This window comes from Paenibacillus sp. S33 (assembly GCF_053615415.1).
This window is the reverse complement of record NZ_JBSIEZ010000001.1, coordinates 1,240,790-1,253,760: the sequence shown is the minus strand read 5'-3', so window position 1 is coordinate 1,253,760 and position 12,971 is coordinate 1,240,790. Positions and strand designations below refer to the sequence as shown.

The following is a 12,971-nucleotide window of genomic DNA, read 5'->3' as shown; positions in this document are numbered from 1 at the left end:
AGGTTTTTTTTATGCCTAATTCTTGAATAAAAAGAATACCTACATGGTTATAATCCACAAAAAACATCATAGGAACGTTCAGAGAGGGGAACAGAAATGAGAGAAAGAAAAGGGTTAAGCATTTTTCTATTAACCATGATATGTATTCTGATCATCAGTGGTTGCAGTGGTAAGGCGCCCGCCATTGTGAAAGATGAAAGCGCTGCTCCAACAGAAAAACAAACGGAAAATAAAGTAGAAAATAAAACTACCAAGGCCAGAACGGTGATCACTACCGATGGAGAAGTAGATGATATGAACTCTGTCATTCGCTTCCTTCTTTATTCCAATGAAATGGATTTGTCCGGGATTGTACTGACTAGCTCTGTATATCATTATGCAGGTGATGAAAAAGCTGGTATCAAGCCATTTAGATGGACCGGAACCCAATGGGTAACGGATATGATTGATGCCTACGGAGAGATTTATCCCAACTTAATTAAACATGCCGAGGGATATCCAAAGCCTGAATATATCAAGAGCGTTACCAAAATAGGTAACATTTCAAATAAAGGTGAAATGGACAAAGAAACGGAAGGCTCCAATTTCCTTAAAGCGCTTTTCCTGGACAATGACAAAAGAGATTTATACGTACAAACTTGGGGTGGAACCAATACCACGGCCAGAGCTTTAAAGTCCATTGAAGACGAATATAGAAATACAGATCAATGGGAAACGATTCGAAAAAAAGTAAGTGATAAACTCGTACTGTACATCATTCTGGACCAGGACGATAGCTACAATAATTACATCGCTAAAAATTGGCCTGACATCAGAATTATTAATGATCAATCTAACTTCTGGCATTTCGCTTATGCTTGGAAAATGCACACAGAAGAAGTAAACAGCAAGTTGCACGGGGAATGGAATTTCAAAAATATTAAAGAGGGTCATGGCAAGTTGCTCAATATGTATGCCTTGATGGGCGATGGCAATATCATCAAAGGCGAGTTGGATGAAGAACAAAGAGGCAGTGAAGCCTACTTAAAGAAAAATCCACAATACGACAAGTATGACTTTATTTCTGAAGGTGATTCTCCATCCTTCTTCTATTTAATTGATAACGAATTGCGGAGTATGGAAAACCCAACCTATGGTGGTTGGGGAGGTCGTTTCGGTGTCGTTAACGATAAACTATTTAGAAATACCGTGTTAGATTATGATGTGCATACGAAAAAATTTGAAGCAGAATATTCTCTGATGCGTTGGTTTGATGATATTCAAAATGACTTTGCTGCTCGTGCAGATTGGGCTATTGCATCCGACTACAAAGATGCCAACCATAATCCAACATTGGCCATTAAAGAAGGAATAGACCTAACGGCAAGTCCAGGGGAGAAAATAACCCTGCATGCAGAAGGTGCAGATCCCGACGGTGATCAATTGACTTACAAATGGTGGAGATATTTTGAAGCCGACACGTATGAAGATTCTAAAGTCCAACCCGCTCAAGTTAAACCTGAAATGCTGGGTGATATGCAGCTCGGACTTCATCGAGAAGTAGCTAAAGGCGAGAAAGTAAACACGATTGACTTGCAAGGAAGTGACACAAATACAGCAAGTTTCACAGTTCCTGCAGATGCTAAGTCTGGAAATACGATTCATATCATCGCAGAGGTACAGGACAATGGTAAACATCCTTTAAAGCATTATCAACGTGTGATTATAACCGTAAAATAATAGAACACAACATCAATAAAATTAGGCTCATGGAATAACACTCCATGGGCCTGTTTATTTTTGCACATCGAACCTAGGACAATCTCTATACACGTTTAATGCTTTTTTCAGTCAAAGGAATATAATATCCTTTGCCATTCGGACCCATAGCAAATTTATTGCGAAGATGAATTAGATTAGGGCCGAATTTCTCCTCTAATTGTTCACGGAACTCATATAGGATTTCCATGATATAAATATCATGAATAATCACTTCAGTAATCGGCATCACCAGCCCCGGATGCAACGTCCATGCAGCGCGGCTGTCATCACCAAGTGAAAGTATGCCAGCTACGACCTCCCGGTCGTCTACGCTAAGTACAATCCACCGACCACCAATTTCAGACGTAATCTCCTCACTCATATCATGGCGGTAAACAGTAGCGAAATCAAAGTTAAGCTCCCCATACGCTACAATGATCACTTCAATTCCTTGTTGAGCGACTTGCTCTAAGGCATCTCGGAACACCTCGGCATCCTCTTTCCAAATTTCCAATAAAATTCGGTGTTTTGCTCCCTTTACCCCTTCATTTATGCGATTGATAATGGCTTCATACCCCGAAATATTCCAAATATTCTCTCTATTCTGAAATGATGCTGTGTACTGCTCCAAACTCTCTTGCGCCACATTGAAAATTTGCTCTGCTTTGCGTTTTCTCTGGGCAATCAATTCATGTGGCGGAAGCGGCACATACAGAGGCGTATTTTCTTGACTGACCATGACATCCCCACGGTTAACCATTCCAGACAAAACCTCGTAAATTTTGGATCTCGGTACCCCGGAATTCAATGAAACGGCGTATCCCGAAAGTGGAGAGCTTTCCAATAAGGTCACATAAGCCTTGGCTTCATATTCACTAAAATTCAAATCTCGTAGAATTTCTAATATATTTGGTTTTGGTTTCATGACGTCTTCTCCTCAATTCGTGTTCATCCTTACTATATCACTTCCCCTTGACAAAAACTGATATACACACTATCTTTTTAGTAACGTTTTTATAGTAGTCACTATAGTAGCAACTATTATATTTCACAGGGAATTACTTCAGGGAGGATTTAACTTGAACAAAGTCATAGCTCATCACAGCGAAAGCAACCGCATTTACTACGGTTCTACGATTCTGGCCCTATTGATCTGGAGTACATCGTTTATTGCCACCAAAGCAGCCTACACGACGTTCCCCCCTCTTACCTTGGGTCTATCCAGATTTATTATAGCTTCCGTTGTGCTAGGTATCGTTTTGCTGATTAAAAAGGAACATGTCAAAGTAAAGCCAAAAGATTTGGCTACGATTTCGTTTAGTGGTGTTTTGGGGATCACTCTCTACTTTTCAATGGAGAATATAGGGGTTAGCCTGACTACCGCTTCCAACGCAGCATTAATTGTTGCATCATATCCCGCAATTACGTCGCTGCTTGAACTTATTTTGTATAAAGTGAAAATATCCAAATATAAAATTTGCGGCATAGCACTGGCCATGATCGGGGTATATTTGTTGACTTCAGTTGGCGAAAGTTCGGATAGTAAGAATCAACTAATCGGAAATTTAATATTAATCGGGACGGGTTTTGCGTGGGCGTTTTACACTTTCATGACGCGCAAGGTTGTGGACAAATATCCGCCTGTGACGTTATCTTTTTATCAAACTGTTGCAGGGAGTATCTTTTTCATACCGTTGGCTCTATTAGAAAAGGATCGTTGGCAGGTTCCGACAACCGGATCGTTTATGTTGTTAGTATATCTGGGTGTATTCTGCTCCGTTATCGCATTTTTGCTCTACAATTACGGATTAATCAAGCTGTCACCGAGTAGTTCCGTTTCTCTGATGAATTTGGTTCCGATATTTGGAGTCTTATTTTCTGTGTTGCTTTTGCAAGAAACAATTACATGGCGCCAAATCATTGGCGGTTTGGTCGTTATTATCGGTGTTTTACTGAGTGCACATCAAACAAATCGTACCTAAAATGAAAGATTGCACACTAGTTATAAAAGTTAAGACAAGCATCGTTGTTATAAGTATCAGCGCTACAATATAAGGGCGAGTGACCTCACCAAAAGTTTCTCGCCCATCGGTTCCATTTATGCAGTTGGCTTTTTTTCTTTTATATAAAAAAGGTGGTTATATTGATTGATGAGGTTATCCATAATTACAGACTGTCTGAGCACACTGGCATGATTAAAACCATGTTTTGCTTGCAAAATATACAGCTTTTGACGAGCTTTCTCAAGCTGTTGACACAAAATGTCGTCTCTTATCATAATATATCCCTCCTTGTCATATTATCAGTGTAGAGGGTTATGAATAAGTATACTAAAAGTAAAGGTTTGGGATAATTATCTAATAACACAAAAAAAGACCTGCTCTATGAGCTCTAAGGTTGTCCTCTTCGACAATCCTGTGTGATTCGCTTATCCGGCAGAATGAATATCCTGATCCGTGACGTTCTTCTTGGCTGAAACCGGGAACACGTTTTTCCCCTTCACCCCTAGCAACAACGCTGCAAGCAGCAGTATGCCACCGTTTAACACGAAGATCCAGCGGATCGGCATCCAGCTGCCAAGCATGCCGCCAATCAACGGCCCTGCCATTGTCGCGAGTTGAGTGGCTGATTGGCTCAAGCTAAAGGCTCGTCCGCGAAACTCCGGCTTGGTGACCTCCACAGTCATCGCGTTGATAGCAGGCATGACGGACGCATAAAACAATCCATATCCAAACCGAAGCGCACCAAAACCAACAAAGTTGGTTATAAAAAATTGTAAGATATTCCCGATTCCCGAACCGATCAGCCCAATCAGCAGCACGTGTGCAAATCCGGTCCGTCCTCCAATCCGTCCCCATCGGGGAGCCATCAGCACCGCCGCGATGCCTACGGCTGAGAATACAATCCCGGAACTTAAAGACGCCTGGCTACGGTCAACTCCCATTTCAAGCACATATACCGTAATTAACGGTTCCAATATCATGACGGAAAAGGTACTTAATCCCGCCAGAATAAGCAAAAAGCACAAAGGCCGATTAGCAATAGCCTCCTTGATATCATCACGAACATGCGAGCGGGTACTGGTTCCCTTGAAGCTGTCCTCTCTAGCGCCAAAGGTCGCAATTAACGCAGATACCAGTACAAGAGCCGCTGAGAAAAAAAAGGCATTCCGATTGCCATAATAATGGCTCACCACACCGCCAATTAACGGACCTATAATGCTGCCTGTCGCCCCAGCGGTCGCCATAATACCGAGTGCATAGCCGGTTTTCTCCTCAGGCGAACCTGTTCCGACCAGCGCAATCGCAGCAGGAATAAACCCGGATAGTAGGCCTTGAAACAACCGTACTCCTACGAACACATATGGATCTGTCACCAAAGCACATATCAGGTACAACACCGCCAGGCTAAAGCCTGAACGAATCAGCATCGGCTTACGTCCATACTTATCCGCAAGTGAACCCCAAAATGGGGCAATCAGCGCGCTGGCTAAAAAAGTGACTCCAAAGGCAATCCCCGACCACAGTTCCAGATGATCATTTACACCCATTTCCGTATTCAGAAATATAGGTAAAAACGGAATAGACACGGAATAGGCCATGCTGCAAAACAATACTCCAATCCACAAAATGACCAGATTTCGCTTCCAATATAGATGCATGATGCCACACGTCCCTTCTGCTCATTCCATTATTACCCTCTAAATTAGAAAAGTCTACCGCCCCCTCATCCTTCAATCGTGGAACAACCGTGAAGAAGCTGATATAATCGAATGGAATGGAGTTGATGACATGGCTAAGAAGAGAAATTCGTCTTCCCCTGCTCCTGCGGCTCAGGACAAACCTGCTACGTTAAAGGATCTGTTGAGTCAGGATGTGCTGAATAAACTTAAGGCTCAAGCCAATGAAGCCCAAGCCGAACAGGACAAGCGTAAAGAAGACGAACGGCAGCGTGCCGTCGAAGCAAAAAAAGCTGAACAGAAGAAGCTGGATAACAACTTTGAGCATCTGCTGAATAACAGCAATTTGGACTGGCACAAATACAAATAAGCCAAAACCATAACGGTTTTGGCCTATCTTTACGCTTTATGTTATAGCCAGTCACGAATATGTTGTACTGAGTACAGCACCCCTACCCAAACCGGCAGACTGAACGCCATACCCCATATGAGACCTTTCGCCAGCTTTTTGTCTACCTCCATCATGATCCTGCCCCTTTCCTTGGGAATAGCAGCAGTATGGGTCAAGAATACGGCTTTCAAACCCGTATTTCCTTATCCCCAGCAAAAAAGGTATGATAGAAAATGGAAAAGTGTTCTGCGCTGCCCCCAAACTTTAAAATTAGGATGTTACATCATCCAACCTTTCAGGAGGAATATCAATGAACCGAAAAACGATACGCCCATGGTACACGCTGTGCCTACTGGCCATCATGCTCGTGCTGGTTGCTGGATGCGGTACAAAAGCGGCCGATGTGGAAGCTGCCAGCCGGACAAGCACTACAACTCCTGCTGCGACTAAAGACAAGAACAAGGCTGTTTCCCATCCGATTGTCACGATTGTCATGAATGATGGCAAGAAAATTAAGCTTGAGCTGTATCCGGAAGTAGCACCGAACACGGTTAACAATTTCATTTCTTTGGTGCAAAAGGGAGCCTATAACGGTACCATTTTCCACCGTGTTATCCCAGGCTTTATGATTCAGGGTGGTGATCCGCAAGGTAACGGTACAGGTGGCCCCGGCTACAGTATCAAAGGCGAATTCAAGAGCAATGGTGTTAACAATACACTCAAACATACACGTGGCGTATTATCCATGGCCCGCTCAGCGGATCTGGATTCGGCCGGATCGCAATTTTTCATCATGGTTGCCGATGCGGACTACCTCGACGGTCAATATGCCGCTTTCGGTAAAGTAACGTCCGGGTTGGATGTGGTCGATGCTATCGTCAACTCCAAACGGGATAGCAATGACAAACCGATCCAACCGGCTACGATGAAAAAAGTCACTGTGGATACGCTGGGTAAAAAATATCCAGCTCCAGTCAAAGTAAAGTAATATCTGGATGATAACAACGGCCCTGTGCATATGCATGGGGTCTTTGTTTGGCTACTGCCTCTGTGATGTAGTAAGAGTATATACACAAAAGGAAGCGTTTTCAATCATTATTTCTAAAGTTTTTTTTCGTTATAAAAGCCGTCAGCGTTCGACAAAAAAGCTACTGTATGAGCAGTAAATTCGTCTAATTGGACTTGGTCTCGACTGAACGAATACCTTCCATCTCTTGAAGCAGTGACAGCAGTTCCTCCACTCCCTCTGACCGGGACAGCTTTAAGAGCATATGAATAACCAACTGCTCATTGTTATTGATGCGCTCGACGTGAAAGCTGTGAATCGTCAGCTTCTTGTGCTTCAGCAGTTCTTTGATCCGATTCAGTACGCCCGGCTCATTGTCGACCTGAACAACTACTTGTTGCGTGGACGGGGTAGCCATCTGATAAAAACGGCTATGGAGCAAGGACTGAGCCGCTAAAATAAACAACGTTACACCTGCACCAAGTCCATACATCCCTGCACCTACGGCAATACCGATTCCGGCGGTAGTCCAGATGCCTGCGGCAGTGGTCAGTCCTTTAATTCTATTTTTTTGTGTAAAAATCATCCCTGCGCCGATAAAGCCCACTCCACTTATAACCTGCGCTGCTATTCTGGAGGGGTCCAGCGACAGGTTAGACCAGACGGCTTGATCCTGAAAACCATATTTGGATACCACCATCATGAGCGCTGCGCCAATACCGACAATGAAATGCGTGCGAATGCCCGCTTCCTTCATCCGACTTTTGCGCTCATAGCCGATTAACGCGCCACATAATCCTGCAAACATAACCCGAATCAGATAATCCCAATCCCACATACTTTTTTCACTCCACTATAGTTTATGTTTTGAAAGATGTTGCCTCAAAGTATACAATTCAAAAATGCTACGGCAAATGAGCCATTTATACAGCTGTTATTTTGTTATTACCCAAATTTTAAGGAACCCTCACTTCATCCTCTGGCAGATTGCGGTGTGCCTTCCTTCCCTTGAGCAGCCATAGCTGCGGTGTATCCTGCACACCATCAAGGCGCAAGCTGAACGCCCCCGCTGGTAAATTGCGTACACGCAGCAATAGACGGTTTCCGTCTGCTACGGCATCCACAAGCTCCAGCAGCGTTAGTGAATCGTTCCTTAGGTGGCGGCTCAGGTCGCATGTTGTACCTGCTCTGTCCTCCCGGCTCCAAATACGCAGCTCATCTACAGACGGCGTGGCAATTCGCTTGCTGAAAGAAATAACCACCTCATCTTCGGCTGAACGTTCCGCCCTTAGCGGTTTGGGCGGCTCATCGTACATGTAACCACCCAAATGGTATTCATAGGCGGTCCAGGCGTCGTAGTCGCCCTCCAGGGCGGTAGCCCCGAACCGCCGCGTCCACTCGCGGTCTCGAACCATCCGCGCGAGCGAACCGATATCCGCCTGTACCCCGAGGGGCAGGCTCGGATAAGCGGCGCGAATCGACTGCGCGATGCGGGCGTAGCCGCGAATATACTGTGGCGGCAGACGGCGGCGCATCCAGTCCGGCCAATGGGTCTGGAGTACGTGCATATCCGGGGCGACGCACCCGATCATGGCTACCGCGTCCAGACCCTGCCATTCCCGCAGCTGGCCGGGAACATCGCCGCGCCCGCTCACAGCAAGCGACCATGTCGCCACGCAGATGTCCGGCCGGACATCACGCACACCGCCTGCGCCGTTCACCAGCTCGCTGATCAGGCCGTTCACGGCGTCCACGCGCAGGTCGACCCACTGCGCGTACAGGTTCGGAACCTTCCGGTAGTAATTCCGCGCATGCTTGTCGCGGAAATCCGGAATGTTCTCACCGCTGCGCTCGCGAAAGGTACGCTGTGCATGCGGCCCAATATCCCCGTACACTCCACTGCGCAGCCCGTTCCATTCGGGGAAATAAGGCTCCGCCACCTCGAACCCGTCGAACGGAATGTCGGTGACGAGCCGGGCAGCGGCGTTCTTTTTCCATTCCACATACTCCTGGGCAAAATGCGAAAGCCGCTGAAATCCGTCGTTCGGTTCGCGCAGGAGCTTCATGCGCCATTCTTTCCACTCCGGCGGCAGCTGGGACACGCCAAAAGAACCGTTGCCTAGCACCATTGCCCACACCGCTATGCCTCTGCGTTGAAAAGCAGCAACAAGCGCTCCATCCACTTCATTTTCACGTACGACAAAATAATGAACGGTCTGGTAGCCCGCAAGGGCGATCTCATCTGCTATACTGTCCCGCGAACGGTTGGCGTAATAGGGAAACAACGGATCGATTTGAATACTGGGGCCGCTTAGTGCCCACGGTTTCATTTTTCCGGTCAGTGCTATAGCGTCTGTCGATTCGGGTCGGTCATTTGCGTTATAGCTCAATTCGATCCACCTCCGTCACTCGGTCTTCTCCATACTTGTTCCTGCTATATATTTTTGCTACAAGTTCCTGCTGGTTCGCCTATGTTACCATATTTCGCAAATGGGGTGAAATCCAGCTGTGACTGTTTCACCCTCAACGTCCAGAGGTATGGAATAACGAGTCAGGTTTAGTTTATGAACGGAATGGGAGGAATAGTCAATGGCAGAGCAGAGATTGCAAGGAAAGATAGCAGTGGTCAGTGGTGGAGGTTCAGGAATTGGCAAGGCGACCGCGATCCGTTTTGCAGAACAAGGCGCCAAGGTGGTCATGCTGGATCGGACACCCAAGCATGCAGAGGAGACCAAAGCAATCATCGAGCAGGCTGGCGGCGAGGCGCTTGTACTGGAATGTGATATATCCAAGCCGGATATGATTCAGCAGGGGTTCGCTAAAGTCGTGGAAACGTACGGAAAGCTGGACATCGTCTTCGCCAACGCAGGCATTAACGGAACCATGGCCCCCATTGAAACGCTGGAGCTGGAGGAATGGGACCGCACGATGAACATTAATCTTCGTGGCACCTTTGCTACCGTTAAATATGCCGTCCCTTACCTGAAAAAACGCGGTGGCAGCATTATCATTACCAGCTCCATCAACGGTAATCGAACCTTTTCGGGTATTGGATTCTCAGCCTACGCCTCCACCAAGGCAGCTCAGGTTGCTTTTATGAAAATGGCAGCGCTGGAGCTGGCACGTTACAAAATTCGGGTCAACGCGATATGCCCGGGAGCTATCGACACGCAAATTGACGATAACACGTACCCTTCGGAAGACTTGAAGAAGGTACAAATTCCAGTCGAATTTCCGAAGGGCGGAGAGCATCCGCTAGAGGATGCCCCTGGTGAGCCAGAGCAGGTTGCCAATCTGGTCCTGTTTCTCGCCTCAGACGAGTCATCTCATGTATCGGGTACGGAAATTTATGTAGACGGAGCAGAATCACTACTGCGTTAAGTATTAGAATGGGGAACGTTATACCCATTCGTACAACTGTTTAGGCTTCTTAGCAGCCTTATCCCTAGTCATATACTTGTGGAAAAGGCTGCTTTTATATGGCTTTACAACGCCTCTACAACCTCTCTATGTCGTCTCTATGACGACCTGTCAGCACTATGCACAGCTCCTTTACGTGAGCGGACATACAGCCTGCCTCCCGGAAGCACCTCGAACAACAGCATCAGAAGAGAAAAGAACAGGAGCGCAATGGCCTCTTCTGCCACAATATACAGAGGATATGGCCCTAAAAAATCTAATATCGACGGTGTTGACGGCTTTCCGGCCAGAAACATGTAGTTAGCTCCGAGAGCATCGTCTACGATCCACACCTTCAGCGCCAGGCCATTCAGAAAAAGCATCACTCCTCCCACACTCTTCCACGTCGGTCGGAGTCCTTCTATCCAGGTCATATACAAGGCTGCCAGAATAATAGCACTATGAGCTATGAAAAAATGGATAAAACGATAATGCGGAAATGCGTATGCCAAATTAGGCGTGAGTACGGCTTGAAGCGCCCCTCCAATTCCGGCAAAAAGGATGATCGGATATAACCAGCGGCTTCGAAAAATGAGCATCAGGATAGATAGCAGCAGTGTCACACTGCACAGTTCTAATGGCAATGAGGTCTGGATATCCCAAATATGCTGCATCACATACCAAATATTCAGAGTCACCTCTGACAGAATGAGGACTGTAATTAACAACCAGCGAATTCCCTCGCTTATAGGCTTGTTCGACCGAATCCATCCCCGAGTCAGCCACAGCATCAAAGCGCATACAATGAGTCCCAATATAGCCAACCCATGTGACGGAGTAAAAGCCTCGAACCCTTCTGGCGCGTTGGCATCGAACCAAGGCCCTGACCACGACCTATCCATAGCTAGCCCCCTTTGATCTCTTTCTCTCTCCGTTGCATTCTATTTTATACCCAATAGCCGGTTATGTTCTAGCCGTGTTTCTTGCTTGTTCCATACCTTACCTTTATGATAAAAGATATTATATTCAAAGGAGAACCCTCATGGCCATTAATCGCCGTTTAATTACAGATCAGGATTTCAGCGAGGCACTGGAACGTCATCTGCGTGTCCGGGTATTTCAGGATGACCAATTGATTGGCTCTGGCGGAATCATAATCCGTTTTGACGATCAAACCATTGTCGTGCAATCCAGCGTCAGTGATCTGGCTTACCACCCCAGAAAACAATGTGAGTTTTTTGAAATTAAAAAATAGCCACTACACACCGGGGAACCATTTTGCTGCGTTTTCCGGTGTATAGCGGCTATATTTTGTTTGTATATATCATGCCTCACATGATGGTTTCTGTTATAGTTGCATTCCACGTGTTTTCATCATGAGTTTATTCGTAAGCACTTTCAAATCCTCGGAAGAAGACGAAATTTCCTGCATAATTGCTGTCTCCTCATGAGCAGCCTTATAAATTTTATGAGCTCCTTCAGAGAAGGCCCCTGACATTTGCTGAATACGATGGATCTGCTCAAAGGTTTGATCTACCCGATTCGTCTGCTCCGTCACGGCTTCTTCCATTAATCGGATGCTCTCGACAAATTCACGTACAATAGCGTTCAAACGGTTCAGCGTCTGATCCACAGAGCTTGTCCGTTCCGCCTCAGCACTGACCAATGACGTTTGCTGATGCATCAACTGCACTGTCTCTACGATTTGTGACTGGACACGGCTAACGATGGCATTTATTTGCTGCACAGACTCCGTACTTTGGGCGGCAAGTGCGCGAATTTGGTGAGCCACTACCGCAAACCCGTTCCCTTCTTCTCCCGCACGCGCCGCTTCTATGGAAGCATTCAACGCCAGCAGATGGGTCTGTTCGGCAATATCCTTCACGGTGCTTGTAATCGCTTCAATTTGGGAAGCTTCTCTTTCCAGTCGTGCAATTACCTGCTGCGAACGACCATGTGATGCTGTCAGCTCTCCCATTCCATCCATCAGGGATGAAAATACAGTCTGCGTCGAATCTACTGAATGCTCCATATGGCCTGACAGTTCCAGCATATGCCCCGATTTGCTACGCATCATTTTAAAATCGCCCAGCATTCGGTCTGCTGTTTTAATAGATTGGGCAGATGCTTGCTTTTGCTGCTCCACGCCATTCAAAATATCTTCTACCACCGAAGACATGGACTCAATTTGTGTGGTAGCCTGCACAATAGCCAAGCTCAGATTTTCCGCACTTTGCGAAGTTGTTCTGGTGCTGTACGAGATCTCATTGAACATATCTTTAATGTTCAGCATCATATGCCGAAATGCATCATACAGAACTTTGATTTCATCCTCCGAACGACGTTCAGGAATTACAACAGACAGATTCCCCGCCGAAGCTTCCTCTGCCGCCTTTGCCAACCTAACAATTGGCCGTGTGAGTAATTTTGAGATCAACCAGCCCAAAATGCCACTCCACAGGACACCCAATAACAGAATGATCGAAGTGTACACCCATTCTTGTGTACCTTGAGCCAGCCAGTCCTTGAGTACAAAAATAAAAAAAGCGCTTGTTCCATAGGTTATTGCAGAAATTGAGACAAATGCAGTAACCATTTTCGTACCTAGTGACATCTTCATGTACTGTAGCCCACCCCAAAAAACTCAAATTTGATTCCATTTTACCATAAAATTGCTACATTTCTAGTAGAATTTTTCACAGACAGATATATTTATGAGCATAAAGATACAGAGTCTTAAGTCCCCTATCCTAATT

The 12,971-nt window shown here is 46.0% G+C and carries 13 protein-coding genes; 6 read left to right on the top strand and 7 right to left on the bottom strand.

All coding sequences use genetic code 11. The features are described from left to right. Positions 1–96: 96 nt before the first annotated feature. The gene (locus ACWGXJ_RS05815; protein ID WP_452566383.1) at positions 97–1,719 is read left to right on the top strand and encodes a nucleoside hydrolase-like domain-containing protein; all 1,623 of its coding nucleotides are present in this window, start codon (positions 97–99) and stop codon (positions 1,717–1,719) included. An 85-nt stretch (positions 1,720–1,804) separates the two neighbouring features. Here the strand turns inward: ACWGXJ_RS05815 and ACWGXJ_RS05810 are convergent, their stop codons facing one another. Continuing rightward, positions 1,805–2,665, bottom strand: a complete 861-nt coding sequence (locus ACWGXJ_RS05810) for a TrmB family transcriptional regulator (RefSeq protein WP_452566382.1) — start codon at positions 2,663–2,665, stop codon at positions 1,805–1,807. 154 nt (positions 2,666–2,819) lie between these two features. Here ACWGXJ_RS05810 and ACWGXJ_RS05805 point away from each other — a divergent pair, with 154 nt between their 5' ends. Beyond that, positions 2,820–3,722 carry a DMT family transporter gene (locus tag ACWGXJ_RS05805; protein WP_165176562.1) on the top strand — a complete coding sequence of 301 codons (903 nt, stop codon included), beginning with the start codon at positions 2,820–2,822 and terminating at the stop codon, positions 3,720–3,722. Between the two features lie 116 nt (positions 3,723–3,838). Here the strand turns inward: ACWGXJ_RS05805 and ACWGXJ_RS05800 are convergent, their stop codons facing one another. Beyond that, complete coding sequence (locus ACWGXJ_RS05800; RefSeq protein ID WP_061831220.1) at positions 3,839–4,018, bottom strand: aspartyl-phosphate phosphatase Spo0E family protein; 180 nt, start codon at positions 4,016–4,018, stop codon at positions 3,839–3,841. 150 nt (positions 4,019–4,168) lie between these two features. Further along, the gene (locus ACWGXJ_RS05795; RefSeq protein ID WP_061831221.1) at positions 4,169–5,401 is read right to left on the bottom strand and encodes an MFS transporter; all 1,233 of its coding nucleotides are present in this window, start codon (positions 5,399–5,401) and stop codon (positions 4,169–4,171) included. 130 nt (positions 5,402–5,531) lie between these two features. Between ACWGXJ_RS05795 and ACWGXJ_RS05790 the strand changes: the two genes are divergently transcribed. Together ACWGXJ_RS05790 and ACWGXJ_RS05785 are read left to right on the top strand one after the other, a co-directional pair. Next, positions 5,532–5,789 carry a YqkE family protein gene (locus ACWGXJ_RS05790; RefSeq protein ID WP_023987317.1) on the top strand — a complete coding sequence of 86 codons (258 nt, stop codon included), beginning with the start codon at positions 5,532–5,534 and terminating at the stop codon, positions 5,787–5,789. Between the two features lie 331 nt (positions 5,790–6,120). After that, positions 6,121–6,798, top strand: coding sequence for a peptidylprolyl isomerase (locus ACWGXJ_RS05785; protein ID WP_069291265.1), 678 nt, complete (start codon positions 6,121–6,123; stop codon positions 6,796–6,798). 184 nt (positions 6,799–6,982) lie between these two features. Here ACWGXJ_RS05785 and ACWGXJ_RS05780 read toward each other — a convergent pair whose 3' ends face one another. Both ACWGXJ_RS05780 and ACWGXJ_RS05775 read right to left on the bottom strand, forming a co-directional pair. Beyond that, the gene (locus ACWGXJ_RS05780; protein WP_452566381.1) at positions 6,983–7,654 is read right to left on the bottom strand and encodes an MgtC/SapB family protein; all 672 of its coding nucleotides are present in this window, start codon (positions 7,652–7,654) and stop codon (positions 6,983–6,985) included. A gap of 118 nt (positions 7,655–7,772) precedes the next feature. Next, a complete protein-coding gene (locus tag ACWGXJ_RS05775; protein ID WP_452567870.1) occupies positions 7,773–9,146 on the bottom strand; it encodes an N-acyl-D-glucosamine 2-epimerase in 1,374 nt (457 codons plus the stop codon). A 259-nt stretch (positions 9,147–9,405) separates the two neighbouring features. On the opposite strand from ACWGXJ_RS05775, the gene ACWGXJ_RS05770 reads away from it, so the two are divergent. After that, positions 9,406–10,197, top strand: coding sequence for an SDR family oxidoreductase (locus tag ACWGXJ_RS05770; protein WP_452566380.1), 792 nt, complete (start codon positions 9,406–9,408; stop codon positions 10,195–10,197). Between the two features lie 137 nt (positions 10,198–10,334). Here the strand turns inward: ACWGXJ_RS05770 and ACWGXJ_RS05765 are convergent, their stop codons facing one another. Further along, complete coding sequence (locus ACWGXJ_RS05765) at positions 10,335–11,117, bottom strand: YwaF family protein (RefSeq protein ID WP_235307511.1); 783 nt, start codon at positions 11,115–11,117, stop codon at positions 10,335–10,337. 140 nt (positions 11,118–11,257) lie between these two features. Between ACWGXJ_RS05765 and ACWGXJ_RS05760 the strand changes: the two genes are divergently transcribed. Then, positions 11,258–11,470, top strand: coding sequence for a hypothetical protein (locus ACWGXJ_RS05760; RefSeq protein WP_025723740.1), 213 nt, complete (start codon positions 11,258–11,260; stop codon positions 11,468–11,470). Positions 11,471–11,563: 93 nt separating this feature from the next. On the opposite strand, the gene ACWGXJ_RS05755 is transcribed toward ACWGXJ_RS05760, so the two are convergent. Continuing rightward, the gene (locus ACWGXJ_RS05755) at positions 11,564–12,835 is read right to left on the bottom strand and encodes a methyl-accepting chemotaxis protein (protein ID WP_452566379.1); all 1,272 of its coding nucleotides are present in this window, start codon (positions 12,833–12,835) and stop codon (positions 11,564–11,566) included. Positions 12,836–12,971: the final 136 nt, after the last annotated feature.